The sequence below is a fragment of the bacterium Scap17 genome, from assembly GCA_013376735.1.
GTDB lineage: Bacteria > Pseudomonadota > Gammaproteobacteria > Pseudomonadales > Halomonadaceae > Cobetia.
Window position 1 is genome coordinate 3,104,379 of sequence record VINJ01000001.1, and the last position, 26,370, is coordinate 3,130,748.

20 protein-coding genes and 1 pseudogene are annotated in these 26,370 nt (G+C 62.4%); 6 read left to right on the forward strand and 15 right to left on the reverse strand.

The window, feature by feature from the left end; translation table 11 throughout:
• Window positions 1–9: 9 nt before the first annotated feature.
• The 3 genes from FLM52_13160 to FLM52_13170 all read left to right on the forward strand — a co-directional run bounded on the left by FLM52_13160 (window position 10) and on the right by FLM52_13170 (window position 3,758).
• The gene (locus FLM52_13160) at window positions 10–888 is read left to right on the forward strand and encodes a D-hexose-6-phosphate mutarotase (GenBank protein NVN56725.1); all 879 of its coding nucleotides are present in this window, start codon (window positions 10–12) and stop codon (window positions 886–888) included.
• Between the two features lie 204 nt (window positions 889–1,092).
• Window positions 1,093–2,775 (forward strand): glucose-6-phosphate isomerase, encoded by a 1,683-nt coding sequence (locus tag FLM52_13165; GenBank protein NVN56726.1) that lies wholly within the window; start codon window positions 1,093–1,095, stop codon window positions 2,773–2,775.
• Window positions 2,775–3,758, forward strand: a complete 984-nt coding sequence (locus FLM52_13170; GenBank protein NVN56727.1) for a carbohydrate kinase — start codon at window positions 2,775–2,777, stop codon at window positions 3,756–3,758. The genes FLM52_13165 and FLM52_13170 overlap by 1 nt, the downstream gene beginning before the upstream one ends.
• A 243-nt stretch (window positions 3,759–4,001) precedes the next feature.
• Here FLM52_13170 and FLM52_13175 read toward each other — a convergent pair whose 3' ends face one another.
• The 10 genes from FLM52_13175 to FLM52_13220 form a co-directional block, all read right to left on the reverse strand.
• On the reverse strand, window positions 4,002–5,126 hold the full coding sequence (locus FLM52_13175; protein ID NVN56728.1) for a porin: 1,125 nt from the start codon (window positions 5,124–5,126) through the stop codon (window positions 4,002–4,004).
• A 495-nt stretch (window positions 5,127–5,621) separates the two neighbouring features.
• Window positions 5,622–7,007 (reverse strand): TRAP transporter large permease subunit, encoded by a 1,386-nt coding sequence (locus FLM52_13180; GenBank protein ID NVN56729.1) that lies wholly within the window; start codon window positions 7,005–7,007, stop codon window positions 5,622–5,624.
• On the reverse strand, window positions 7,004–7,588 hold the full coding sequence (locus tag FLM52_13185; GenBank protein ID NVN56730.1) for a TRAP transporter small permease: 585 nt from the start codon (window positions 7,586–7,588) through the stop codon (window positions 7,004–7,006). The genes FLM52_13180 and FLM52_13185 overlap by 4 nt, the downstream gene beginning before the upstream one ends.
• A gap of 97 nt (window positions 7,589–7,685) precedes the next feature.
• Complete coding sequence (locus FLM52_13190; GenBank protein ID NVN56731.1) at window positions 7,686–8,675, reverse strand: TRAP transporter substrate-binding protein; 990 nt, start codon at window positions 8,673–8,675, stop codon at window positions 7,686–7,688.
• A gap of 380 nt (window positions 8,676–9,055) precedes the next feature.
• Window positions 9,056–10,036, reverse strand: coding sequence for a hypothetical protein (locus FLM52_13195; protein NVN56732.1), 981 nt, complete (start codon window positions 10,034–10,036; stop codon window positions 9,056–9,058).
• 103 nt (window positions 10,037–10,139) lie between these two features.
• Complete coding sequence (locus FLM52_13200; protein NVN56733.1) at window positions 10,140–10,691, reverse strand: dihydrofolate reductase; 552 nt, start codon at window positions 10,689–10,691, stop codon at window positions 10,140–10,142.
• A complete protein-coding gene (locus FLM52_13205) occupies window positions 10,688–11,482 on the reverse strand; it encodes a thymidylate synthase (protein ID NVN56734.1) in 795 nt (264 codons plus the stop codon). The genes FLM52_13200 and FLM52_13205 overlap by 4 nt, the downstream gene beginning before the upstream one ends.
• 217 nt (window positions 11,483–11,699) lie before the next feature.
• Window positions 11,700–12,503, reverse strand: coding sequence for a prolipoprotein diacylglyceryl transferase (locus FLM52_13210; GenBank protein NVN56735.1), 804 nt, complete (start codon window positions 12,501–12,503; stop codon window positions 11,700–11,702).
• A gap of 127 nt (window positions 12,504–12,630) precedes the next feature.
• Entirely contained in the window at window positions 12,631–13,413 is a 783-nt protein-coding gene (locus FLM52_13215) for a sulfite exporter TauE/SafE family protein (GenBank protein ID NVN56736.1), read from the reverse strand.
• Window positions 13,414–13,486: 73 nt separating this feature from the next.
• Complete coding sequence (locus tag FLM52_13220) at window positions 13,487–16,417, reverse strand: response regulator (GenBank protein ID NVN56737.1); 2,931 nt, start codon at window positions 16,415–16,417, stop codon at window positions 13,487–13,489.
• Between the two features lie 57 nt (window positions 16,418–16,474).
• Here FLM52_13220 and FLM52_13225 point away from each other — a divergent pair, with 57 nt between their 5' ends.
• Window positions 16,475–17,437, forward strand: coding sequence for a hypothetical protein (locus FLM52_13225; protein ID NVN56738.1), 963 nt, complete (start codon window positions 16,475–16,477; stop codon window positions 17,435–17,437).
• On the opposite strand, the gene ptsP is transcribed toward FLM52_13225, so the two are convergent.
• Together ptsP and FLM52_13235 are read right to left on the reverse strand one after the other, a co-directional pair.
• A complete protein-coding gene (gene ptsP, locus FLM52_13230; protein ID NVN56739.1) occupies window positions 17,430–19,730 on the reverse strand; it encodes a phosphoenolpyruvate--protein phosphotransferase in 2,301 nt (766 codons plus the stop codon). The two genes, FLM52_13225 and ptsP, sit on opposite strands and share 8 nt — an antisense overlap.
• Before the next feature lie 311 nt (window positions 19,731–20,041).
• A pseudogene (locus tag FLM52_13235) lies at window positions 20,042–20,515 on the reverse strand (RNA pyrophosphohydrolase).
• Between the two features lie 260 nt (window positions 20,516–20,775).
• Here FLM52_13235 and FLM52_13240 point away from each other — a divergent pair.
• Together FLM52_13240 and FLM52_13245 are read left to right on the forward strand one after the other, a co-directional pair.
• Entirely contained in the window at window positions 20,776–21,432 is a 657-nt protein-coding gene (locus FLM52_13240; protein ID NVN56740.1) for an HAD family hydrolase, read from the forward strand.
• Window positions 21,433–21,690: 258 nt separating this feature from the next.
• Entirely contained in the window at window positions 21,691–23,082 is a 1,392-nt protein-coding gene (locus FLM52_13245) for an FAD-dependent oxidoreductase (protein NVN56741.1), read from the forward strand.
• Between the two features lie 110 nt (window positions 23,083–23,192).
• Here the strand turns inward: FLM52_13245 and FLM52_13250 are convergent, their stop codons facing one another.
• From FLM52_13250 to FLM52_13260, 3 genes are all read right to left on the reverse strand, one after another.
• The gene (locus FLM52_13250) at window positions 23,193–23,696 is read right to left on the reverse strand and encodes a sigma D regulator (protein NVN56742.1); all 504 of its coding nucleotides are present in this window, start codon (window positions 23,694–23,696) and stop codon (window positions 23,193–23,195) included.
• A gap of 126 nt (window positions 23,697–23,822) precedes the next feature.
• A complete protein-coding gene (locus tag FLM52_13255; GenBank protein NVN56743.1) occupies window positions 23,823–24,383 on the reverse strand; it encodes a disulfide bond formation protein B in 561 nt (186 codons plus the stop codon).
• 272 nt (window positions 24,384–24,655) lie between these two features.
• On the reverse strand, window positions 24,656–26,254 hold the full coding sequence (locus FLM52_13260) for a glutamate--cysteine ligase (protein NVN56744.1): 1,599 nt from the start codon (window positions 26,252–26,254) through the stop codon (window positions 24,656–24,658).
• Between the last annotated feature and the right edge of the window lie 116 nt (window positions 26,255–26,370).

Here is a 26,370-nt window from a genome sequence, read left to right on the forward strand (position 1 = left end):
TAGCTCGAGATGATCCCCGAAAGTCTGCGCGAACTGATCGCCGACACCGCTGGCCAACGCACTGTCGAATGGCAGGGCCGCTCGCTGTTGATCCTCAACCAGGCGTGGGGCGAGCTGGTGGTCTGCCACCAGGGGGCTCAGGTGCTGCACTATCAGCCGACGGGCGATTCTCCCTGGCTGTGGGTGACGGAAACGCCCGCCTCCCTGCCGGGCAGCATTCGCGGCGGCATTCCGCTGTGCTGGCCCTGGTTCGCGGATGAGTTCCCCGAGGGCGAAAGCGAACTGCACGGCCCCGCTCGCAAGGCCGACTGGCGCATCGATGCGGTGGACGAGGAAGAGGAAGGCGTCGAGATCCATGCCTCACCGGTCTCAGCGCTGCATGCCGCCCTCTCTCCGCGTGTGGTGATCTTTGCCAGCCGTCGCTTCCTCAAGGTCGAGCTGATCACGGAAAACCGTGGCGACGCCCCCGTCAAGATGACCGGCGCGCTGCATACCTACTTCGCAGTGCCAAATGCCTTCGCGTGTCGTGTCACCGGTCTGGCCGGCGCCAGCTACCTGGACAAGCGCCAGGACTTCTCGCGCTTCGACCAGCAAGGTGAACTGGGCGTGCGCGGCCCGCTGGACCGCATCTACCAGACCAGCCGTGTCCAGGTGCTCGAGGACGGCAAGCGTCAGCTGCGCATCGCCAAGCAGGGCTCTGACTCCACGGTGGTCTGGCATCCCGGTGACGCGCCGCCGGCCGACACCAGCGTCGAGAATGCGCGCAGCTTCCTGTGTGTCGAGACCGCCTGCACGCGCCTCGATCCGGTCTGGCTGCCACCGGGCGCTCAGCATCTGCTGGCCCAGCACATTTCACCGCTGAGTGTTGATGAGGCAAGCGGCGAGTGAATGACAGCCGGCCACGCGGCTCACGGCGTGGCCGGCACCTTGCGCACCTTGTCGACCAACCGAGAGTGCTTTGCGCCTGAATCGTGTCATCGCCACGACTCCCGGCTGACAGCGACTTTCGCCTCGCCTGCAAGCGTGCGTCGGGCCGCCACAGAATGCGACCCGCCCCGATGAACTTCCACAACCCATACGATGGACACTTCCATGCTGCAATTGACCCGTAGTGTTTCCTGGCAGGCGCTGACCCGGCTGGGCGAGGTGACCCGCAACGACCGCATCCGCGATTACTTCGTGGCGGATCCCAAGCGCTTCGAGAAGATGAGCCTGCGCGTGGGCGGCCTGTTTCTCGACTACTCCAAGCACCACATCTCCGATGAGGTAATGGAGGCGCTGGTCGAACTGGCTGAGCACTCTGCACTCGTTCAACGTCGCGCGCAGATGTTCTCCGGCGACATCATCAACGTCACCGAGAATCGCCCGGTGCTGCACACCGCACTGCGCAGCCAGACCAACACGCCGGTCATCGTCGATGGCAAGGACGTGATGCCGGAAATCCACAAGACGCGCGAGCAGATCCGCGCCTTCTCGGAAGCCGTGCGCAGCGGTGAGTGGAAAGGCTTCGACGGCCAGCGGATTCACGACGTGGTCAACATCGGCATCGGCGGCTCTGATCTGGGCCCCAACATGGCCTGCCGTGCCCTGCTCAAGCATCGCCACCCGGAGCTGAACTTCCACTTCGTCTCCAACGTGGATGGCAACCACATCCAGAAGGTGCTCAAGCGCCTGGATCCGGCCACCACGCTGTTCATCGTCTCCACCAAGACCTTCTCCACCCAGGAAACCCTGCTCAACGCCAAGACGGCGCGCCGCTGGTTCCTGGAGCACGCCGGCGAAGATGCCGATGTCGGTGCCCACTTCGTCGCGGCTTCCACCAACCGCAAGGCGGCCAAGGAATTCGGCATTCGCGAAGAGAACGTCTTCGAATTCTGGGCCTGGGTTGGCGGTCGCTACTCCATGTGGTCTTCCATCGGCCTGCCCATCGCCCTGTCCATCGGCTACGAAGGCTTCATGGAGCTGCTGGAAGGCGCCCATGAGATGGACCAGCACTTCATCAATGCGCCGATGGCCGAGAACATGCCGGTCCTGATGGCGCTGATCGGCATCTGGTACATCAACTTCATGGGTGCCGAGACCCAGGCCATCGTGCCTTACGACCAGGCCCTGCATCAGCTGCCCGCCTTCCTGCAGCAGCTGGACATGGAATCCAACGGCAAGTCGGTCGACATCTTCGGCCGTCCGGTGGACTACAAGACCGGCCCGATCGTCTGGGGCGAGACCGGCTCCAACGGTCAGCATGCCTTCTTCCAGCTGCTGCACCAGGGCACCCGCTACGTGCCCATCGACTTCATCGCCTCGCTGAAGCCGGAACCGGGCACCGAAGAGCACCACTTCGCGCTGATCACCAACATGCTGGCCCAGGCCAATGCCTTCATGGAAGGCAGCCAGGATGGCAGCAACCTCGATCCGCACTACAATTGCCCGGGCAACCGCCCGTCGAGCACCCTGCTGCTGGATGAGATGACCCCGCGCAATCTCGGCGCACTGATCGCCCTCTACGAGCACAAGGTCTTCGTGCAGGGCGTGATCTGGAACATCAACTCCTTCGACCAGTGGGGCGTGCAGCTCGGCAAGCGCATCGCCGGGGAGATCAGCGCGCGCATCGATACCGACGTGAAGGCCTTCGATCCGTCCACCCAGGGCCTGCTGGCACTGGTCCGTGAGCACTTCCCTGCCGGTGGCGCCACCCAGGCAGATGACAGCAACGACAAGCCGGGCAAGCAAGCCAAAGGCTCCACGACGACCACTCGCAAGGAAACCTCCTCCTGATGACTCCGGTAATCGCGTTCGGCGAAGCGCTCGTCGACATGCTCTCCAACAAGCTCGGCGGCCAGGCCGTCGAACAGGAAACCTTCACGCCCTACGCGGGCGGCGCACCGGCCAACGTCGCGGTGGCCTGTGCCCGCCTCGGCCTGCCGAGCCACTTCGTCGGCATGCTGGGTCAGGACAGCTTCGGTGACTTCCTGCACGACGAACTGAGCGCTCATGGCGTGCAGATGGAACACGTCAAGCGCACCAGCCATGCGCGCACCGCGCTCGCCTTCGTGTCTCGCGATGAAGAGGGTGAACGCCGCTTCGACTTCTATCGTCCGCCGGCCGCTGACCTGCTGTTCCGTCCGGAACACGCCGGGCCTGAGCTGTTCGCGACTCCCGCCATCTTCCACCTGTGCAGCAACAGCCTGACCGACGCCGGCATCGCGGACACCAGCTTCGTGCTGGCATCACGCGCACGTGCGGCAGGCTCTCTGGTCAGCGTGGATGCCAATCTGCGTCACAACCTGTGGCCGAACCAGCAGGTCGATGTGACCCTGGTCACGCGCCTGCTGGACAACGCCGACATCCTCAAGCTGTCCCAGGAAGAGGTCGAGGCACTGACCGGTAGTCAGCCACAGACCGACTGGCTCGAAGCGCGCCTGAAGGCCGGTGTGCGCCTGATCGTGCTCACCGATGGCCCGGGCGTGATTCGCGCCCTGGTGCGCAAGCAGAGCGGCGACACCGAGACCGTCAGCATCACGCCGCCCACCGTCAAGGCGGTCGACACCACCGCCGGTGGCGATGCCTTCATCGGGGGCTTCCTGTCAGCGCTCAGTGAAGCCGGCATCCATGCCGACAACCTGAGCGACTGGTGCGAAGACGAGAGTCATCTCAACGCCGCACTGGAGCGTGCTGCAGCCTGCGGCGCCTTCGCCGTGACTCGTCCGGGTGCCTATGCTGCATTGCCCAAGCGTGAAGACCTCGACGCCATGCAGTAAATGGTGACGCGCCACCGCTGATCTACCAGCAGCCGGCGCCAGTTTTGCCATGAAAAGCGCATGACAAAAGCCCCCTTGATCATCAGATCAAAGGGGCTTTTTGGTGGTCATGACGCTCGTGCTTGCGTAGTGACCACCCTCCCTTCATCGCACAGGGAGTCAGTCATCACGGAAGTGACAGACGTAAAAAAGCCGGCCCCGAAGGACCGGCTTTCGTTAGCTTGCTAGACGATTGAAGACGTCTTAGAAGCCGTAGTAAATGCCGACTGCAGCACCGTCACCAGCGTCACCGGAACGATCGTATTGGGCGTACTCGATGAAGGTGTACATCGCGGAAGAGATGTTGTAAGTGGCACCGACAGTGAATTCGTTGAAGCTGTCATCACCACCATTACGAATAGCGATCAATGAGTCTTCATCAGCGTCGACATACTGATAGGCACCATAGACATCGCCCATGCCATAGCCGTAGCGCGCACCGATACCATAGAAGTCAACATCTGCATTATCTGCATCAGCTGCATATCGCTCGGCTTTTACAGCAACGCGCAGCGCATCGACGGTATACTGAGCGGTCAGGCCGTACTGCTCACCGATATCGCCCTGAGCTTGACCTGAGTCCACAGCAGAGACATCACCAGTGGCAGGATCAACGGATACATTTTGAGTCTCTGCACCATCGAACTGACCTAAGTCGTCATATACTGCAGCAACGGAGAATCCACCAACGGTGTACTTGGCGCCAGCATAGAAGGATGCTTCATTCGAGTCACGAATATTTTCATCTTCACCGTCGCCTTTGAAAACTGAGCCGACTGCAAACTGCAATCCACCCATGACCGGTGACATGTACTGCAGCTTATCGCCTTCACGAAGGTTGCCACTGTTTACATTAGTGTCAACGCGACTATCTGGGTTAGTTGAAAAAGCGACACTGGAATCACTCACATCGAAGTATTCGTTGTTGGTGATCGGATCCTGGATCCAGTCATCCATCAGCTGATCCCAGGAACCGATACGCGCATCACCGAAGGAGCCCTTGGCGCCGACGTAGGACTGATCGCCATCGTTCAGACCGTTACCACTGCCCTTGGATTCGTCAGCGTCGTATTCCCACTCGGCCTTGAAGTAACCGACGATGTCGTCGTTGATCTTGTGCTCGCCCTTGGCACCGAAGGTGGAGCCGTTGTCACCCAGTTCGCTTTCCTCGTCACCGTTGAGCTGGTCAATATAGGTGTATGCCAGCTGAACGTTACCGTAGATGTCCAGCTTGGTGCCGTCCTGGTTGTAGACGGTTGCAGCGGAAGCGGAAGTAGCAGCCAGGGCAGCAGCGCCGGCGATGGCAGTAGCCAGAAGTGTCTTTTTCATCGCGATAGTTCCTTAACTAGCGTTAACTGTTCGATCGTGTCTGCCGGTGGCAGTGGCCGAGGTTCCGGGCGCTTGATGACGCCTCTAAAACTCTGTGGCCTAGTTATTATCCAATGCTCGCAGGGAAACCATATACCGGGCTTTCAGGATGTGCAACAGAAAAAAACACTGTTTTCGATCACCACTCCTGAACCTATCCATCGGTCGGTTGTCTGGCGTGAGCATACTCTAGGGCCCACGAATGAAGGATTCATGACAACCATGCGTCTTGACGCCGATTTCTGCAGCATCGAGCGCATCGCTGAGCGTTAATCCCGGATTCATTGTGGAAAAACCTCGTTTGCGACAAAAGTCGCAGATCAAATACCCGCCAACTGCTGTGCTTGTCTGATGCCAAGCTGTGGTTTCCTCTCAGCTTTATCTTCATCAAAGGCACCGTCCCTGTGCCAATGATTCATTGATGAGTCTGCTATCAAGATCTGCAGATAGTTATCGTCAACTGCTCAACCAGTTGGGCAGGAACAGCGAGATAGCCGGCACGTAGGTGATCAACACCAGGAACAGCAGCAACAGCGACAGCCACGGCAATGCTGCCCGAATGACCCAGGTCATCGGCTTGCCGGTGATCCCCGCCGTCACGAACAGATTCAGCCCCACGGGGGGTGTCAGCATGCCGATCTCCATGTTGACCACCATGATGATGCCGAGATGGATCGGGTCGATCCCCAGCTGCGTCGCGATGGGGAACAGGATTGGCGCCATGATCAGCAGGATGGCCGAGGGCTCCATGAAGTTGCCCGCCGCCAGCAGCAGCAGATTCATCACGATCAGGAAGCCCCACGCCGGCAGTCCCCAGCCGATGATGGTTTCGGCGATGGTGTGCGGAATGCGCTCCGTGGTCAGGACATGCGCGAACAGCATCGCGTTGGCGATGATGAACAGCAGCATCATCGAGACACGCGCGCCATCCAGTACCACCTTCTTGACCTCCTGATCGGTGAAGGACCCCAAGAGACCGGCAGGTACCTGCCACAGCGCGCGCAACCCCGCACTCCCCCAGGCTTCGTTGCCCTTGCGCCACGGCACGTTCTTCAAGGGGCCCATGTCGCGATAACCCACCACGGCGATGAACCAGGCATACACCGTGGCCACGGCCGCGGCTTCGGTGGGACTGGCCACGCCGCCATAGATCGACCCCAGCACGATGAAGATCAACATCAGACCGCCCATGGCGATCAAGCCGGAGCGCGCAAGCACCCGTATGCCCGGGAAAGGCTGAGCCGGCAACTTCTTGATCCGCGCCGCGATATAGATGGCGACCATCAGGATACCGCCCATCAGGAGGCCCGGAATCAGGCCGGCCATGAACATCTTGGCCGCCGAGACCTCCGTGGCGGCGGAATACACCAACATCACGATGGACGGTGGAATCAGAATACCCAGCGTACCCGCATTGGTGATCACGCCCGCCGCGAAGGACTCGGTATAGCCCTGGCGCACCATACCCGCGATCACGATGGAGCCGATGGCCGCCACCGTGGCCGGAGAAGAGCCGGACACGGCGGCAAATAGCATGCACGCCAGCACGGAGGCCATCGCCAGCCCCCCGCGCACATGGCCGATAGCGTCGGTGGCGAAGGTGATCAGGCGACGTGCCACGCCGCCGGTCGAGAGAAAGGTGCTGGAGAGAATGAAGAACGGGATCGCCAGCAGGGTGTAGTGATGCGACAGGGCTTCGAACAGCTTGATCGCCACCGACCCCAGTGAGTCACTGGAAAACAGCAGGATCGTGGTGACGCTCGAGAAGCCCAGCGCAAAGGCGATCGGCATGCCGAGAAAGATGCCGCCGAACAGCAGCGCAAACAGAGTGGCTATGGTCATCGTGGTGTTCCCTGATCACTGTCACGGCCAGCATCGCCGTTATCCTGGCCATCCGGCTCATCCGACTGCACCAGGTGCATGCTGTCCTCGCCTTCGTCATGAAAGCCGAAGCCACTGGCATCGCCACGAATCACCTTCCAGCCCAGTACCGTAAAGCGCAGCATCAGCAACAACATGGCAATGGGCAGAATGGTGAGGGCATACCACTTGGGAATCGCGATGTCCTCAAGCTCGATGCCGATCATCTTCATCAGCGAGAGATATTCATAACTGCCGACCAGCAGCAACACGCAGTACGCCATGCAGATCGCCAGCGCCAGCAAGGTCGCCACGCGCTGCCAGAGCACCGGCAGCATCTTGACCACGACATCCACACCGATATGCGCGCCCTGCTTGACGCCCCAGGACACGCCGATCAACACGAACCAGCCCGCCAGATACAGCGTGGCTTCCTGTGACCAGCTGATGCCGGTATTGAAGACGAAGCGCAACACCACCTCGACGAAGACCAGCAGCACCATCGCTACCAGCAGCAGCGAGAACAGCGTCTCTTCCGCCTTGTGAAGCCATCTTAGTGCCATGGCAAGAATCCTCATGTCGCTCAAGGACACTTGCCCCACGCGTGATCGCCGATTTTCTGGCGCTCAAGATGGGGCAAGTGATGGATGGCCTGACGGCTTACTGGTTGGCCGCTTGCGCGGCGTCGATGATGTCCTGACCGATGTCGTCGGCAAACTCGCCCCATACCGGCTTCATGGCGTCGACCCACTGCTGACGCTGGGCATCGTCGAGCGTAATGATCTCGCTCTGGCCGGAATCGAGGATGGCCTGCTTGGCCTCCATGTTCTTGGCTTCGGAGAGCTGGTTGCCGTAGACGATGGCCTCATCGAGCGCCGACTTGACCTCGCCACGCACATCATCCGGCAGGCCATTCCAGAAGCGCGCCGAGGACACCACCATGTAATCCAGCACGCCGTGGTTGGATTCAGTGATGTACGGCTGCACCTCGAAGAACTTCTGGGAGTAGATATTGGAGTAGGTGTTCTCCTGGCCGTCGATGGCCTTGGTCTGCAACAGGATGAAGACCTCGGAGAACGGCTTCTTCAGCGAGACGGCATCCACCGCGTCAAACTGGGCCTCGAGCACATCGGAGGTCATGATGCGGAATTTCTTGCCGTCGGCGTCCCCCGGTGTCTTGAGCGGCGACGATGCGGAAAGCTGCTTCATGCCGTTATGCAGATAACCGAGCCCCACCAGCCCCTTGGATTCCAGCGACGTCAGCAATGACTGGCCCGTCTCGCTGCTCTGGAAGCGCTCGACAGCGTCCATATCCTTGAACAGGAAGGGCAGATCGAAGACCTGCAGCTGATCGGTATATTTCTGGAACTTGGACAATGACGGTGCGGCCAGCTGCACATCGCCCAGCAGCATGGCTTCCAACACCTTGTCGTCCCCGTACAGCTGCGAACTGGGGTAGAGCTCGACTTCCACCTTGTCGCCCAGACGCTCCTCTACCAGTTGCTGGAACTTCTTGCCCATCTGGCCCTTGGGGGTATTTTCCGCCACCACATGGGAGAACTTGATGGTGATCGGGTCGGCCATGGCCGTCGTAGAGGCAAACAGGATGGCAGCACTCAGGGCGGTCAGGGCTGGCTTGATAAGGCGCATGGCGAATCCTCTTGAATTGCGGATATTGTGGGTCTTGTAGGGCATTCGATATCCCGTCTGCGTGGCTCCGACACGAAGCCACGCAGAGGCGCGGCGCGAGCAGGGATGGCCGAGACACTGCGAGCATTGCGCCACAGCCGCCAGATAGACGAGAAAATCCATACAATTCAATAAGTTGCAGAAAAACAAGTCGCGCACGATTCTCACAAGACTGAGCCGAATTCCGCCGGCGCTGGCAGTTTATGAGGGAGCTGTGCGGATTTCCGCCCATCAACGACAAGGCCCCTGTGCGGGAATCCGCACAGGGGCCTTGTCTATTACCATCGATCATTGTCGATCGAGCGTCTTCACCAGCTGCCACACCACCTGCCAGCACATTCTCAGGGACGGTGCTTGGTCATCAGCTCGCTGAGCTTGTGGCTGATGCGCTGATCGGTCGCCTGCTCTTCACGCGCCCTCTGCTGACGCGTCAGCTCATCGAGCTGCTGACGGGCATGGCGTGCTTCATCTTCCGTCACGGCACCCACCGACTGACCCGAGAGATCCACGCGCTGCGTGCCCGCCCGTACCGCCTTCAGATACCGCGGCAGATGGACATAACCCGCCAGCGCGCGCCGCACCAGCTTGTCATCCCAGGGCTCGTTTTCCAGCAGCTCGATATGGATGCCGATCTTCAGCGGCCGGGTATGGCCCTTGAAGAAGGTATCCGGATAGCGCTTGTACCACTGCTTGAGCAGCGCATGCGGAGAAGGCGCCGCCTCAGGCCGAGACGCCTGCTGCGCCTCGCCCAGCGTGACTTCGTTCTGCTGATGCGCTTCCTGCTCCTGCGGTACCTGAGCTTGCGGTGCCTGATCCTCGGACGAGTCGGCAGCCGCCGCTGTCTGCGCGTCAGCTGCCGGCTGACTCACGTTCAGGCGCTCTGAGGCCAGGCGTTCTGCCTGCGCCTCCTGCTGCGCTGCCAGACCCGACTCCGCATTCGTGGAGGGTTGCGGCGCAGAAGCCTGCTCAGCCAGTTCGCGCAATTGCGCATCTCGCGCCAGCAACGCCTCATTCACCGCGTTCAACTGCGCCTGCTGCTCCTGCAGTGTCTGGCGCGCCGCCGCGAGCTGCTCAGCGAGCTGCTCTCGCTCACCACGCTCTGCGGCCAGTGCACGCTCGGCGTCTGCCAGGGCACGCTGATGCGCATCGGCATCTGCCGTGGCTGCAGACGTTGCCTGCTGCTCAAGCTGGGCCAGCGCATCGCGCAGGCGGGCATTTTCCGACTCCAGGGCCGCACGGGCCTGGCGCTCTGTGTCACGCTGCTGTCGCTGTGTGTCGGCTTCATGTTCAAGCGCAGAATACAGCGCTTCGAGGCGATCCATCGTCAAGGCCTGAGCCTCCCTTGCACGCTATGGGCAGTTCCGTTTGGCACCAGTCTGTGTCAGTACCTGCTGACTGTAAAGGTCACGCCGGCCAGCCAGTGGCTCAGACGTCGCGGCGCTCGAAGCGCACGAAATCATAGGCCGGCAGGCCCTCACCGCTCTCCCCCGGGACGCGCTGCGCTTCCTGCCAGCTCGCATCCAGCGCCGGGAAATGGGCATCGCCCTCGATCTCGACCGCAACCTCGGTGAGATAGAGGCGCGTCGCCACCGGCAGCGCCTGGGCGTAGATCTGACCGCCACCGATCACCATGATCTCATCCACGCCTTCGATCATCGCGTGGTGGTCCGCCATGCTCAGCGCGGCGGCCAGGTCACTGCAGACCCGTACGCCATCGTGACTGAACTCGCTGTCACGCGTGACCACGATGTTGAGGCGGTTGGGCAACGGCCTGCCGATGGAGGCGAAGGTCTTGCGACCCATGATCACCGGCTTGCCCTGGGTGACATGCTTGAAGAACTTCAGGTCTTCCGGCAGATACCAAGGCAACTGGTTGTCGACGCCGATCACGCGGTTGACCGACATGGCGGCAATCATCGCGACGGGCACGACGGTGTCAGCCGCCGCTGTCAGTGGAGAGAATTCATTATCGCTCATACAGCCACCTGCGCCTTGATATGCGGATGGGATTCATAGCCTTCGATGGCAATGTCATCGAAGGTGAAATCGAACAGATCCGTAACTTCCGGATTCAACACCAGCTGCGGCAGCGCCAGCGGCTCACGCGTCAACTGCTCACGCGCCTGCTCGAGATGATTGCTGTAAAGGTGGGCATCGCCGAGGGTGTGGATGAACTCGCCCGGCTTGAGGCCACATACCTGTGCGACCATCTGGGTCAGCAGCGCATAGCTTGCGATGTTGAACGGCACGCCCAGGAAGATGTCCGCGCTGCGCTGATAGAGCTGGCAGGACAGGCGGCCATCGGCGACGTAGAACTGGAACAGCGCATGACAGGGCGGCAGCGCCATCTCGTCCACCAGCGCCGGGTTCCAGGCCGAGACCATCAGGCGGCGCGAATCCGGGTTGGTCTTGATCTGCTGGATCAGCTGGCTGATCTGGTCGACGGAACCGCCTTGCGGGTTCGGCCAGCTGCGCCACTGGTAACCGTATACCGGCCCGAGATCGCCATTCTCATCGGCCCACTCGTCCCAGATACGCACGCCGTTTTCCTTCAGGTAGGCGATGTTGGTATCGCCTTTCAGGAACCACAGCAGCTCGTGGATGATCGAGCGCAGGTGCAGCTTCTTGGTCGTGACCAGCGGAAAGCCTTCGGCCAGATCAAAGCGCATCTGGTGGCCGAAGACACTCAGGGTGCCGGTGCCGGTGCGATCGCCCTTTTGTGTGCCGTTTTCCAGCACATGGCGCATCAGATCTAGATAGGGTTGCATGGTGGCGAGTCCGTACGGCGTGTCAGAGGCTGGCGCAGCGAACGGGCCAGGTGGATCGCCCTGCGCGCGCCAGCCTCTCATGAATTCGAATCGTTCACTTGACGATATTTGACGCTGCCAGATACGCAAGAACGCGGCCCGATGGCCGCGTTCTTGCGTATCTGGCAGGGGGCCAGTTTACACCGAATGCCCCCTGTATTCACGCCTGCATTGCCTCTCAGGAGGCGCGAGGTGCAGGCGGCTGCGCCACTTCCTGACCGCGCGACCAGGCCATCAACAGCAGCCCGAACAGCACCATCGGCAGCGACAGCAGCTGGCCCATGGTCAGCCAGTCGAAGGCGATGAAGCCCAGCTGGGAGTCCGGCTGACGGAAGAATTCGGTGATGAACCGGAAGCAACCATAGCAGAGCAGAAACAGCCCGGAGATCAAGCCCTTCTGGCGCGGTTCACGCGAGACGAACCACAGGATGGCGAACAGCACGACGCCTTCCAGTGCAAACTGATAGAGCTGCGAGGGATGACGCGGCTCCGGCCCGTAGAGCGGGTAGACCATGCCCCAGGAGACATCGGTGATGCGCCCCGGCAGCTCCTGATTGATGAAGTTGCCCAGCCGTCCTGCACCGAGGCCGATCGGCACCATCGGCGCGATGAAATCGGTCAGCTGGAAGAAGGTCAGCTGATGGCGACGCGCGAACAACAGCATCGCGATCAACACGCCCAGCAGACCGCCATGGAAGCTCATGCCGCCATCCCAGACCTTGAAGATCCACACCGGGTCCGCCAGCAGCTTGTCGAAGCCATAGAAGAGCGCATACCCCAGGCGGCCACCCAGCACCACACCCAGGGCGCCGAAGAAGATCAGGTCGCCCACCGCGTCCTGACTGAGGCCGACACGTGCGCGACGTGCTCGCGCCAGCCCCCAGGCCGCCGCGAAACCGATCACGTACATCAACCCGTACCAGTGAATCTTGAAGGGCCCCAGCGCCAGCGCCACGGGGTCGATCTCAGGATATTGCAACATGTGAAAACCTTGAATGAGGAAGTCGGGCTCTATCAACGCACTGGGCGATGCAGGCATCGCCTCTCAGGCGGGCAGAGCATAACAGTCAAAGCATGAACACGACCTGCCTGAGGCAGCGTATTCCCGCTCACGCCAGCAGAAACCGCAGTCCGACGACGACCAGAATCAGCGCGAACAGGCGCTTTAACAGCAGAGCTGGCAAGGCATGTGCCAGCCGCGCCCCGAGGCGCGCAAACGGCACGGACACCAGCACGATGCCCAGCCACGCCACCCAATGGACATAGCCGATGGCGTGCTCCGGCAGATTTGGGGCATGCCAGCCAACCACGATGTTGGTCAGTGCGGCGGTCAGCGCAATGGGAAAGCCTGCCGCGGCGGCGGTCCCCACCGCCTCGGTCATGCGCGCCTGCCAGCTGGAGAGCATCGGCACCATCACCGTGCCGCCACCGATGCCGAACAGCGAGGAAATCACGCCGACGGTACTGCCACCCACGAACTGGCCGACCCGCCCGGGGGCCTGTGCCATCTGGCCCACCTTGAGATCCAGCCCGAGCTTGGCCGCCACCAGCAGCACGAAGACGCCGAAGGCCAGCTTTAGGGTCTCGCCGCTCAGTTCACTGGCCAGCACCACGCCCAGCCCGGTGCCGACCACCAGCCCCGGCAACAGCCGCTTGAGCCAATCGATGCGCACCGCACCGCGCTCATGATGTGCCCGCGCCGACGACAGCGAGGTCACCACGATGGTGGCCAGCGAGGTGCCGATCGCCAGGTGCATCAATACCTCCGGCGCGACGCCTTGCAGCACGAAGGCCGCGGCCAGCACCGGCACGATGACAAGTCCTCCACCTATCCCGAACAGCCCCGCGATCATGCCGGCGACCGCGCCCAACAAGGGATACCACCACCACATACCTGACTCCTTTCATGCTGCATTGCGGTGACTGTCTGCCGAGAGTGGCCCGGGCCTCTCAGCGCCATGACCGTCAGCCGTCTGTTGATAGCGGGCCTTCGCCGCTGCCGGACACACGTGGCGTCAGTGTCACGTCAGGCAGCCACATGCTGACCTTGTCGATCAGCGCCTGGGGACGGTAGGGCTTGCCCAGATAATCATCCAGCCCGGCGGCGAAGAAGCGTTCGCGATCAGCTTCACTGGCATTGGCGGTCAACGCGATGATGACACTGCGCCGCCCGCTGCCGGCGGCGGCTTCCTGCTCGCGCCAGCGCTGACTGACACTGACGCCGTCCATGCCGGGCATGAAGATATCCATGAACACCAGCGCGTAGAAATGTTGCCCACGTGCGGCCAGTGCCTCTTCGCCGCTGCTGGCGGTATCGACCAACAACCCCTGACGACCGAGCACCGTGCGCGCCAGCATCGCATTCACCGGCCCGTCATCCACTACCAGAATGCGGGTTTCGGTCGGCTTGCCCGGCCATGTCATCGGCAGCAGGATTTCCAGCGCCTGCTCGTCGTCCAGATTGACCTGGCGATAGCTGCCGCCCAGCTCGTCGATCAAGCGCCGCGCCATGACAAGGCTCGAGGGCGATTGATGACCGATATCGAGCCCGACATGCCCCCGCAGCTCGAGCCGCATACAGCAACAGCCAGCGCCCTCGTCCTCTGAGCCCTCGTCATCTGCCCCCTCTGCAGAGAACGCTGCATCGCGACAGGTCGGCAGCTCACAGCCTTGCTGCAGCTCAAGCCGCAGAGATTGATGACTGGCGCTTTCGTGGCGCACACAGCCTTCCGCAAGATGCTCGAACAGCTGTGCAAGCCGACGCACATCACCGCGCAATGCCTCCGGCATCGCCCCCAGCTGCCACTCGAAGGGGTAGCCGACGTCATGATGGCGCTGCTGCATATCCTCGAGCAGCGCCCCCAGCGTCTCGGTCGGCGAGAAGTCATTCTCTTCCAGCGGTGCCCGTACCACTTCCTCACGCTCGGTCAGGGCATCCAGCAGTTGCGCCACGCTGTCGAGGCGGCCCTGCAGCAGGCTGAGCTCGGCATCCTCGATATGACGCTCGCGCCTGAGCTGACCAAGCTTGCGCACCAAGCCTTGCAACGGCGGCGTCAGCTCGGCGTGCAGCATGTCCAGATAATCGCTCTTCAGGCGAGCCTCTTCCCGTGCACGGTCACGCGCGACCAGCAACTGCTGACTGGCCTGATCATGTTCGGACTCGTCGATCAGCACCCCGAGCACCTGGGCCGGGTCATTGTTGAAGCGACACAGCTCCAGGCGCATGCGCCGCATGCGCCCCTCGGCGTCATGCACCCGGAGTTCACGACTGCTGGGCACGCTGGGGTTGGGCTCCAGCATCAGCAAGCTGCCCACCGACCGCCCCAGCGACTCATGCAATACCAGCCCGAACAGCTTCTCGAAGGCCGGGTTGGCCATCGCCAACAGCCCATGGCGCATCACGAAGGCCGGCAGCGGCAAGGCATCCAGCTCATGGCCGCGACCACGACGCAGCAAGGCCACGGCTCCACGATGGCGACGCAGGATGTCATCCGCCGGATAGCTCTGCCGCCCCACCGGCGGGTACTCCTCCATCACCTCTCCGTTTTCAAGACGCTCGCTCTGGCGCGCCAGCCACTCCAATGGCTGCCCCAGGCGCTGGTCCATACGCCTGAGCCGCCATTGCAAGATGAGCATGACGACAGCGAACACCAGCAGCAGCGCGCCACCACTGCCCAGCAACAGGGTCAGCAGCGGCACCTGGCCGGGCACCTCGAGTCGCGTGCTGGACACCAGGCGCCAACCCGTGACCGGCAAGCTGTCCCACACCACCACCTGGGCGCCGTGCGGGTCATCCAGCGTGGCACCGCGCAGGCTGGTATCCATTGCGCGGGCGATATCCGCAGGCAGCTCCCGTGAATGGCCGTCGCCGACATTGCTGCTGGCCGCCCAGACGTTCAGGTGGTCATCGACCAGCCAGAAGGCATCCGAGTGGGCATGCCCCGGCAGCAGCAGGCGCGCCTCCATCTGCGGCAGCGCGAGATCCAGCCCGACACGCGCCTTCTGGCCATTGCCGAGCGAGACCTCTGCCAACGCCGTGATCTGCGGCAGACCGGCAGGCCCGGGGTGCGGCGGCAGCCAGACCACGCGCGCCGCACCATTGTCGGCATTCTCGGCAAGCTGACGCACGGTGTCCGGCAGCACTCCGGTGTAGGGCATGAAATCACTGCCCGGCGCGAAGGCGTCCAGCACGTTGAACCAGGGATAGAGCATGACCATGCTGTTATCGAGACTCACGAACAGGCGTGAGATCAGGGGGTCCGACGAGTAGAGGTCCGATAGCAGCCACTGCATATGCATCAGTCGCCGCCCGGCGTCACGATCCTTATCGCTCAACGATCCTTCGAATTCACCATAAAGTGCGGCTCCCCCGCGCGATACCGGCCTGAACAACTGGCCCTGCTCGGTGAGCGAGAACTGGTCCAGGCCATCGTCATAGGCGCTGCTCTCGTTGGCGCCGAAATCGAGATGGCGCCGTGCGTAGCGCGCCAGAATCTGCAGGCGACGCTGCTGGGTTTCCAGGCGCTCGCTGACCAGCGCCGTGGCCAACGCATGCTCCTGCCTGAGTTCCCCCAGCGCGCTATCGACGGCGGCATGCTGCGTGCTGTCCCAGACCACGGCGGCCCCGACCAGAAAGCACAACGCCACCGCCAGCTCCGCCAGCAGCAGCGGGCCAGCCGTCAGCCGAATCATGCGCGCCCAGACCTTCTCCAGGCTACTGGCGGAATTCTGGGCATTCGAAGCCGCCGCCGCGGGCGGTGGCTCGACAGAGGAAGCACGGCGCGAGAACATGATCTGAAAGCATCCTGTAGGTGAGGCGTCGGCAAGCCCGACCGCTTGCCAGCGCAAGCTGTCGAGACAAAGCAGCAGCATACGCAAGCCGCCGTCAGGCGTCATGCAGTGCCCGCGTGACAGAGGCGCTATTTTCTCCCGACCCCCTGATGGAGTGGCGATATGTGCCTGATGGCATTTGACTGGCAACCGGACTCGCCGCAGGGCGAATGCCTGCTACTGATCGGCAACCGGGATGAGTTTCACGCACGCGCCACCATCGGGCTCGGCGTGTGGCCGGATGGCCTGTTGTGCGGCGGACGCGACCTGGTGGCCGGCGGCGGCTGGCTGGTCATGCACCCCGCCGGCAGCCTCGCCACGCTGACCAATGTGCGACAGCTGGACCACCCTGCCCCGACGGCCAGCATCAGCCGTGGCCAGCTGGTCGCGGCAGCGGCGCGTCAGGCGCTGGGCCGATGCTCAGACTGGGGCCTTGAGGACTGGTTGCGCGCCCTGGTCGCGGGAGAGAGCGTGCCCGCGGCACTGGAGGGAGCAGACGCACAGAAGCTGTCTGCGCTGACACTTGAGGCCGTGGACTGGTGCAACCTGCTGGTCTGCGATGGCAAGGCGTTGTGGCGCCTGCATCATGGCCCAAAAGGGGCCGAGGTGAGCCGCCTCGGCGCGGGCATCCACAGCCTGAGCAATGGCCATCCCGAGAGCGACTGGCCCAAGCAACGACGTCTGAGTGGGCGCCTGGCAGCCCTCCTCGCCCCGTCAGCCCGTGCTGGTCAGACAACCGCACGAGCATTGAGCGACGACGCGCTGCTCGACCTGCTCAAGGATGACTGGCGGCCCGCGCCGACTCAGCTGCCGGCCACCGGGCTCACGCCCGAACGCGAAGCCCTGCTGTCCAGCCCGTTCATCGTCAGCGCCGAATATGGCACGCGGGCCTCGACCCTGGTGCGCTGGCAACGCCACCCGGCAAGGGACACGACTGATCCATCTGGTGTGGTACAGACCCTGACCCTGCTGGAGCGCCGCTTCAGCCCTGAGGGCCATACCATCGCCAGCCGCAGGGCCATGACATGTTCGATCGCCCCGGGAAGCGGCGAGAAAGGAGACATCGGCAGCTGGCGGCTCAGTTAGTCGTCTCGCCGGCTTTCTGCGCCACGGGCGCGTTGTCGCGCGGCGGCAACAGATGGGCCAGATCCCAGGCCTGCAGGCGGTGGAGCAACAGGTCATGAACCTCATCGGCGGTGGGCTGACACAGCACCTCGTCCACCAGTCCCTGCGCCGCACCCAGTGACACCCGCCGAATGGCCGCACGCACGCGCGGCAGACTCGGGGCATTCATCGACAGGCTGTCAAAGCCCATGCCCAGCAGCAGCAAGGCCCCGGCGGGGTCGCCCGCCAGCTCACCGCAGACGCTCACCGGCATCTTGAGCGCACGCGACTCTTCCGCCAGGCGCGCCAGGGCGCGCAACACCGCCGGATGGCAGGCATCGTAGAGACTCGCCACGCGCGGGTTGTTGCGATCCACCGCCAGCAGATACTGGGTGAGATCGTTGGAGCCCACGGAGAAGAAGTCGACCCGAGTGGCGAGCGCTTCCAGCTGGTAGAGCGCCGCCGGCACCTCGATCATCACGCCGAGACTCGGTCGCGAGACGTTGATGCCCTCTTCGGCCAGTTCGACCAGCGCCCGATTGACCAGCGCCAGCGCCGCATCGACTTCCTCTATTCCCGAGATCATCGGCAGCATGATGCGCAGATTGTCCAGCCCTTCCGCGCCACGTAGCATGGCACGCAGCTGCACCATCAGCACCTCGGGATGATCGAGTGTCACCCGGATGCCCCGCCAGCCCAGGAAGGGATTGGCCTCGTTGATCGGGAAATAGGGCAGGTCCTTGTCGCCGCCGATATCCAGCGTGCGCATGATGACCGGCAGCGGCGCGAAGCCCGTGAGCTGCTCACGATACAGACGCGCCTGCTCCTGCTCGCTGGGGAAGCGGTCACTCATCATGAACGGCACTTCGGTGCGGTAGAGCCCGACCCCGCCGACCCGCGACTTGAGCGAAGCGACGGAATCCAGCGCCAGGCCGGTATTCACCATCAGCGGCAGAACATGACCATCCGGGGTCACGCTTGGCAGATCCTGCTCCTGCTCCAGCAGAGCACTCAACGCCTGCTCCTCCTCGATCAACCGTGAATAGTAGGCGCCGAGCTCAAGCTCGGGACGCACTACCAGTCGACCACGGTGACCATCGAGAATGACCGGTGCACCGCCCAGTCGCGACAACGGAAGATCCACCATGCCCAGCACGGTGGGAATCCCCATCGCACGCGCCAGGATGGCGACATGCGAGGTGCTCGAGCCACTGACCGCGACCAATCCCTTGAGGCGCTCACGCGGCACCTCTCCCAAGGTCGCAGGACTGATCTCGTGGCCGATGAGGATGGTGTTTTCCGGGTATTCGATCGGACCGCTGTCACCCTCTTCCTGCAGGTGTGACAACACGCGGCGCCCGAGATCCCGTATGTCGGCCGCTCTTTCGCGCAGGTAGTCGTCATCGACACGCTCGAGATACTGCACATGACGACGGACGATATCAGCGAGTGCCGCCGGCGCCCACTGTCCTTCACGGATGCGCTTCTCGACTTCCTGCCCCAGCGCCGCGTCGCCCAGCATCTGCTGATAGACCTCGAACAGCGCATGTTCCTGGGTGGAGATACGACTGGCTAGACGCTCCGCCGCGACGCGAATCTCTTCGCGCACGGCGTTGATCGCCTCCTTGAGACGTGCGATCTCGAATTCGATATCAGTGGGGATCAGGTCGGGGACGGCGTCAAGGTCGGCGGGCGGAGACAGCACGAAGGCCTTGCCGATGGCGATGCCGGGCGAGCCGGCCACGCCGGAGAAGGTCGCCTGGCCACTGGTGCCGGCCAGCTTGCCCAGCGCCCCGGTGGCCAGCGCGTGAGCCAGTACCCCCGCCAGCTGCGCGCCGAGGGTGACAAGGAAGGCTTCCTCACCTTCATCGAAGCGGCGCTTCTCGTGTTGCTGGATGACCAGCACCCCGAGCACACGACGCTGATGAATGATGGGGACACCGAGGAAGCTGGAGAAGCGCTCCTCTCCGGTCTCCTCGAAATAACGGAAATGGGGGTGTGCGGGCGCATCCTCGAGATTGAGCGGCTCTTCTCTGAGCGCCACCATCCCGACCAGGCCCTCGCCACGTGCCAGACTGACCTGCCCCACCGACGACGAGCGCAGACCGATGGTATCCTTGAGCACGAAGCGATCGCTTTCCGGTGCCAGCAGATAGACGGAGCAGACGTCCGTCTTCATGGCCTTGCGTATGCGCAACACCATGGTCGCCAGTGCCGCGTCCAGGGAACGTGCGCCATTGACCTCCTGAACGATACGACGTAGCACCTCAAGCATGGAGTACCTCAAGCATGGTGTCTCTCGCGCATCGGAGACGTCGAAAAAGTGATTGCTGGACACGGGTGGCGTGAATCAGGCTCAGCCACCCGCGCCCATCAACGCCATCAGTCGGACGAATGACGCCCGTGCCCTTCAGAGCTGGCGCCACCGGCCTCGGGGTCAGTGGCACCTGTACCATCGAGCCCCTTGGCCGCCGCCGCATTGGCAGTGCCGACCGGTGAGCCACTGGCACCAGGCGTCCCGCAGGCACCTCGCGCCTCATGCAGCGAGGTCCCCTCGGCGAGCGTCTTGAGTCGCTCGGTGTCCACCAGACGCTGCAGCCGCGGCGCCAGTTCACGCAGCGCCCGCCGGTAGACCTCGCGCTTGAAGGCCACGACCTGCCCCAGTGGATACCAGTAGCTTACCCAACGCCAGCCATCGAATTCCGGCTTGGGTGTGGTATCCACGCTTACGCGGTTGTCCTGACAGCGAATCTGCAACAGGAACCACTTCTGCTTCTGACCGATGCAGATCGGTCGGGAGTGCGTTCTTACCATGCGTCTGGGTAACCGGTAGCGCAGCCATCCACGGGTGCAGGCCAGTATCTCGACGTCCTCAGCTTTCAGGCCGATCTCTTCTTCGAGTTCACGAAACAGCGCCTGTTGCGGTGTCTCGTTTGGCTTGATGCCCCCTTGCGGAAACTGCCACGCATTCTGTCCTACCCGGCGCGCCCAGAGCAGCTGGCCCTCACAGTTGGCAATGATGATGCCAACGTTGGGGCGAAAGCCGTCAGCGTCGATCACGGATGTCACCTTTGATTCGTTAATTGAAACCATTCTTCCACAAAGGCAGAAAGCGCTTCAATACGCGGTTTGGCGGTGTGAAAGCCCGAGCACCTCTGCAATAATCGCTGCCTTCACGCTATTGCAGTGCAACACGGCCGGGCGAGACTGCTCGTCGGCCACCGTACACCCGCGCAAACACTGGGCCGGCACCCTATCGTGCTCTGTTGTCCGTGTCTGTCGCCCAGCCGAGTGTGGCTGGGCAGAGCAAGGAGTTTTCCGTGAGTCTGGCCATCTTTGATCTCGACAATACCCTGATCGCCGGGGACAGTGATCACGCTTGGGGCGAATTTCTGGTCGAACAGGGCGCTGTCGACGCCAACGTCTATCGTGAAGCCAACGAGCGCTACTACCAGCTCTACCAGAGTGGCGAGCTGGACATTCACGAATACCTGGCCTTCTCACTCAAGCCGTTGTCCGAGAACAGTCCGGAGCAGCTGGCGGCCTGGCACCAGCAGTTCATGGCCGCCAAGATCGAGCCCATCATCCTGCCGCGGGCGGAAGAGCTGCTGGCACGTCACCGGGCACGCGGCGACACCCTGCTGATCATCACTGCCACCAATCGCTTCATCACCGCTCCCATCGCTGAGCGCCTCGGCGTCGATGAGCTGATCGCCATCGAGCCCGAGATCGTCAACGGCCGCTACACCGGGCGCGTCAGTGGCGTCCCCAGCTTCCAGGCCGGCAAGGTGACCCGCCTCGAAGCCTGGCTCGCCGAACGTGACCACACCCTGGATGGCAGCACCTTCTACAGCGACTCCATCAATGACCTACCGCTGCTGGAGCGTGTCGATACTGCCATCGCAGTGGACCCGGATAAGCAACTGCGCGCCGCCGCTGACGCGCGCGATTGGCGAATCATTTCACTGCGCGACTGATAACAGACTGATTTACATGGATTTTATCGATCCATAAGGTCGAGCAGCCTCAGCTATAAGGTTTTCATGTGGCTACAAGCATTCACCATAAAGTCGACCTTATTTGCTGAATCATTTCGCACAAGATGTGTCTATAATGTGTGTCCATCGAACCGTCGAGCCTGGTGCGGCAACTTTTGCCCCGTCACGGCAGGACGGCCTCCGGAATCCCGGTCGGGTCCGGGGGATGTCCCTCACCAACCTTGAGCGTGAGCAGCCATGTCCTCAACGACATACGATGTCCTGATTGTGGGTGGCGGCGTGTCCGGCACCGCCCTTCTCTATGAACTCGCCCGCTACACCGACCTCAAGTCGGTCGGCCTGGTGGAAAAGTACGACCACGTCGCGATCGTCAACTCGCACGGTCGCAACAACTCCCAGACCATTCACTGCGGCGACATCGAGACCAACTACACGGTCGAGAAGGCGCGTGTGACCAAGCGCACCGCGGGCATGGTGGTCAACTTCGCCACCAAGCTCAGCGAGAGTGAGCGCGATCACATCGTCTACAAGTATCCGAAGATGGTACTGGCGGTCGGTGCCAAGGAATGCCAGTTCCTGCGCAAGCGTTTCGACACCTTCAAGCAGCTGTTCCCCAATCTGAAGCTGCTCGAGCGTGATGACATCGCCGAGCTGGAGCCGAAGGTGGTGGAAGGTCGTCGTCCTGACGAGGAAATCGTCGCGCTGGGTTCCACCGACGAATATACCGCCGTCAACTACACCACCCTGTCGGAAGCCTTCGTCAGCGAAGGCGAGAAGGCAGCGGCCGAGAAAGGCATGAACTTCGACGTTCGCCTCTCGACCGCCGTGGAAGACATTCGCAAGGAAGGCGACGTCTACAAGGTCAAGACCGACAAGGGCGAGCTCAGCGCACGCTATGTCGTGGTCAGCGCCGGCGGTCACTCGCTGCTGTTCGCCCACAAGATGGGTTACGGCCTGGACAAGTCCTGCCTGCCGATGGCCGGCTCCTTCTACTTCACCCCGAAGGTGCTCAACGGCAAGGTCTACACCATCCAGAACGAGAACCTGCCGTTCGCCGCCGTCCACGGCGACCCGGACGTGCTGGTGGAAGGCAAGACCCGCTTCGGCCCGACCGCCCTGATGCTGCCGCTGCTGGAGCGCTACAACGGCAAGACCTTCTGGGAGTTCCTCAAGGTGCTGCGCATGGACCGCAACGTCGTCAAGGCCCTGTGGGACCTGATGAAGGTGCGCGACATCCGCAACTACATCTTCAAGAACTTCATGTTCGAGGTGCCGGTGCTGCGTGAGCGTCTGTTCCACGGCGACATCAAGAAGATCGTGCCGAGCCTGGACGTCAAGGACGTCAGCTTCGCCAAGGGCTTCGGTGGCGTTCGTCCGCAGTTGATCGACAAGAGCAAGCAGAAGCTCGTGATGGGCGAAGCCAAGATCAATCCGGGCACCGGCATCGTCTTCAACATGACGCCGTCACCGGGTGGCACCAGCTGCCTGGGCAACGCCGAGAAGGACATGTATCTCGCCCAGGAATTCCTTGGCTTCAACATCGACAAGGATGCCTTCGAGCGTGACCTGCTGACCGGCGAGATCGAATTGACCGAGATCGAGCGTCCGGAAGCCTCCTCACTGATGTAAGCCTCTTTCGAGACACACATCGACATGAGCATCGAAAAGCCCCGCCAGCGATTGCTGGCGGGGCTTTTTGATGGGCGACTGGCTTGATGGGCGACTGGTGGAATTCGGCCTCAGGACACCGATTGGCCCGACGGGGCCGTCCGGGCAATTGGCTCGTGTACCGCATGCAGACGCTGGATCAGCTGATCCTCCAGCGCGAAACGCTCGGTCAGCCCCTGCTGCAGGCGAGCCAGCCATTCCGGCAGTCGTGCGCGATAGTGCTGGCAGCGGGTAGGGCTGGAGAAATCCTCATCGAAGGACAGCACCAGCTCGGTGGAGGGCTCCAGGCGCTGCATCAGCTGCTCGCAGACCGCCAGTGCCGCGGTGTCCTCGAAGACACGACCTTCTTCCTTGAGCTGGGGATAGACCTCGAAATGCCCCGCCGAGATGTAGTCCATCAAAAGCTCGATGAAGCGATTGACGCGTGTCATCTCGAGCTGCTCGAGGTCATTGACACAGGCCTCGTGCAGATCCATGAAGCAGACCAGCATCTCGCGTCGCTGGTCCAGCCAGCGATCAACCAACTGATGAACGCCACGAAAGCGTTCCGCCGCAGTGGTGCATTCCTCCAGCATGGGCGCCTCCTCTGGCATGACCCGAACGATAGGGGCTGACCTCCGGTGCTCGCCCCGCTGCCAACCCACTATCCTCCATGCCGTGCGCGCTGCCAACCCCCCACCATGGTGGCAGGGGCAATGGCTTCAACGGCGGAAACTGCTCCACAACATTGCCAGCGGTACCAGCGCCAGCCCACAGAAGCCGATCAACGACCACTGCGGGATCGAAAGTCCCAGCCACTGTGCGCTGATCTGGGCGCACTCACCGGAGGCGTTGAGCACTTGGGTGATCACGTCCCATACCGGCAGCACTTCCAGCATGTAGTTGAGGCCCGGGCCACAGGCCGGCACCTGATCTGGCGGCAGAGACTGCAGCCAGACATGGCGCCCCGCCAGCACGACCGCACCGAGGCTGCCGGCCAGTGCGCCCAGCGCATAGATGCGCGTGCCGATGCGTCCAGGGCCATGCAAGGCCCCCAGCAGGAAGAAGACGCCGGCCACAGCCACCGCCACGCGCTGGAAGATGCACAGTGAACACGGCGCCAGATCGAAGGCGAACTGCAGCACGAAGGCCACGCCCAGCAGAAAGGCGCATCCCAGCGCTCCCAACAGACACCATTGACGCCCGCTCCAGCTCGCCAGGCTGGCAAGCCCACCCTTGCGCGCTACCGGCTGCTGCCCAGATTGTTTGTCCGCTTGTGTCATTTGCCGTCCTTGCCGGTCGAACTCCAGTGGAGTCATGGGTGAGAAATGACGCAGCCGCAAGGCCATCAAGGCCCTGCGACTGCATGGAGGCTTGCACCGCGTCGTGCCCCGCAGCCGCGCTCAGTCTGGCTGCACAGGCCACATACATCATCGGCGCCTCAAGCCTGAGGCGCCGATGATGCAGCGATAGCCGAATCCGTCACTATCAGCGACTGATACCTATCATGCCGTGTCGCGATGACCTGAACATGAATTGGCGTTGCGTCACGAGATCACGCCGGTTGCGTAGCATGGGCGGACGCGAAGTACTCGGCCATGAAGGTGTCGAAATCCTGATGATCCCCCTTCTCGATATCACCCTGTTGCTGCAGCGAGGTCTCGACCAGCTGATCGAGCAGATAGCCGCGCGCACGCTCCGTCGGTTCTGACTTGAACTGCTCGGCCTGGCCCTTGGCCAGCGCCAGCACTTCGTCGACGAAGTTGCTGCCGTTGTCGAGCATGCTGGTCAGCAGACGGCCAGACGGTGTGGTCTGCGCATCATCGAAGCGCGGTGCGAGTGCCGCCAGCGCATCACGGTGCGCGCTGCCAGTCTTGTCGCCACTGTCGAGCAGGCCCGCGACTTCTCCCAGCTCATCCATGATATTGGCTGCCAGATCGCGCAGGCGTCGCTCTTCACCATTGACGCTCAGGGTCAGCGCCGGGTCACGCCCGGCCTCGACCACGCGACGCTTGCTGTCGTCGAGCGTGGCGCATTCCTCGTCGTCGATCCACGGACTCTCGGTCAGCAGACACCAGATCAGGAAGGTATCGAGGAAGCGGATCTGCGTCTCGTCGATCCCGACCGGCAGGAAGGGATTGAGATCCAGACAGCGCACTTCGATGTATTCGACACCGCGCCCTTCCAGTGCCTGACTGGGCGTCTCGTTCTGCCGGGTGACACGCTTGGGACGGATGTCGGAGTAGTACTCGTTCTCGATCTGCAGGATGTTGCTGGAGAGCTGCGACCAGCTGCCGTCGGCCTGCTTGACGCCCAGCTTCTCGTAGTCCTTCCACGGCGTGACGATGGCGTGACGCAGCGTGCCGACGAAGTTGTCCAGCGAGTTGAAGCAGATCTTGAGCTGCGCCTGCACCTTGTTCTGATAGCCCAGGTCCGACATGCGCAGGCTGGTGGCGTAGGCCGAGACCAGGCTGCGGTCCGCCTGACGCTTGAGGCGATCATCATTGCCGCCGTCAAGGAAGCTCTCGTCGATGCCCGGTGAGGCACCGAACAGATAGAGCAGAATCCAGCTGTGACGACGGAAGTTGCGGATCAGCTCGAAATAGCGGCGCGAGCGGAAATCACGTGCATCTTCGCCCTCTGCCCCTTCCAGCCCCTGCAGCAGGGCCCAGAAATCATCCGGCAGCGAGAAGTTGTAATGGATACCGGCGATCGACTGCATGATGCGCCCGTAACGTACATCCAGCCCCTTGCGGTAGACATGCTTCATGGTACCGCTGTTGGAGGTGCCGAAATCCGCGATCGGCACGCTGTCGTTGCCATGCAGGCGCGGCGGCATGCTGGCCGGCCAGATCAGTTCATCGCCCAGATTGCGATAGCTGAAGCGATGCAGGTCAGCCAGAAACTCCAGCGACTCCTTGGGACGAGTGGACACCGGAGTGATGTACTCGAGCAGAGACTCGGAATAGTCCGTGGTGATGTACGGGTGGGTCAGCTTCGACCCCAGGGAACGCGGATGCGGCGTCTGGCTGATCTCACCGCCAGCGGTAACCCGCAGGCCTTCCTTCTCGATACCACGGCGCAGGCGCCCGAAGAGCCCCTGACGGGCCTGGGGCGTGAGTCGCGCGATAGCGGACGCGAGTTGCTCGGACAAGGTATTAACCCTTTCGCATGGGGAGAAGCCCAGCCTCTCCGGTCGAATTGGATGACCATGGCCCGCGTGCTGCACCGGATGCCATGCAAGACGCGAACGGCAGGCACCGTTCGCGT

Excerpts from the sequence above, each read along its gene's own strand:
- FLM52_13200 (NVN56733.1), bottom strand. The coding sequence starts at position 10,691 with ATGAGCGATAATGAATTCTCTCCACTGACAGCGGCGGCTGACACCGTC.
- FLM52_13225 (NVN56738.1), top strand. The coding sequence starts at position 16,475 with ATGTGCCTGATGGCATTTGACTGGCAACCGGACTCGCCGCAGGGCGAA.
- FLM52_13190 (NVN56731.1), bottom strand. The coding sequence starts at position 8,675 with ATGCGCCTTATCAAGCCAGCCCTGACCGCCCTGAGTGCTGCCATCCTG.
- FLM52_13195 (NVN56732.1), bottom strand. The coding sequence starts at position 10,036 with ATGGATCGCCTCGAAGCGCTGTATTCTGCGCTTGAACATGAAGCCGAC.
- FLM52_13160 (NVN56725.1), top strand. The coding sequence starts at position 10 with ATGATCCCCGAAAGTCTGCGCGAACTGATCGCCGACACCGCTGGCCAA.
- ptsP (NVN56739.1), bottom strand. The coding sequence starts at position 19,730 with ATGCTTGAGGTGCTACGTCGTATCGTTCAGGAGGTCAATGGCGCACGT.
- FLM52_13205 (NVN56734.1), bottom strand. The coding sequence starts at position 11,482 with ATGCAACCCTATCTAGATCTGATGCGCCATGTGCTGGAAAACGGCACA.
- FLM52_13245 (NVN56741.1), top strand. The coding sequence starts at position 21,691 with ATGTCCTCAACGACATACGATGTCCTGATTGTGGGTGGCGGCGTGTCC.
- FLM52_13255 (NVN56743.1), bottom strand. The coding sequence starts at position 24,383 with ATGACACAAGCGGACAAACAATCTGGGCAGCAGCCGGTAGCGCGCAAG.
- FLM52_13180 (NVN56729.1), bottom strand. The coding sequence starts at position 7,007 with ATGACCATAGCCACTCTGTTTGCGCTGCTGTTCGGCGGCATCTTTCTC.
- FLM52_13185 (NVN56730.1), bottom strand. The coding sequence starts at position 7,588 with ATGGCACTAAGATGGCTTCACAAGGCGGAAGAGACGCTGTTCTCGCTG.
- FLM52_13250 (NVN56742.1), bottom strand. The coding sequence starts at position 23,696 with ATGCTGGAGGAATGCACCACTGCGGCGGAACGCTTTCGTGGCGTTCAT.
- FLM52_13175 (NVN56728.1), bottom strand. The coding sequence starts at position 5,126 with ATGAAAAAGACACTTCTGGCTACTGCCATCGCCGGCGCTGCTGCCCTG.
- FLM52_13220 (NVN56737.1), bottom strand. The coding sequence starts at position 16,417 with ATGACGCCTGACGGCGGCTTGCGTATGCTGCTGCTTTGTCTCGACAGC.
- FLM52_13210 (NVN56735.1), bottom strand. The coding sequence starts at position 12,503 with ATGTTGCAATATCCTGAGATCGACCCCGTGGCGCTGGCGCTGGGGCCC.
- FLM52_13170 (NVN56727.1), top strand. The coding sequence starts at position 2,775 with ATGACTCCGGTAATCGCGTTCGGCGAAGCGCTCGTCGACATGCTCTCC.
- FLM52_13165 (NVN56726.1), top strand. The coding sequence starts at position 1,093 with ATGCTGCAATTGACCCGTAGTGTTTCCTGGCAGGCGCTGACCCGGCTG.
- FLM52_13215 (NVN56736.1), bottom strand. The coding sequence starts at position 13,413 with ATGTGGTGGTGGTATCCCTTGTTGGGCGCGGTCGCCGGCATGATCGCG.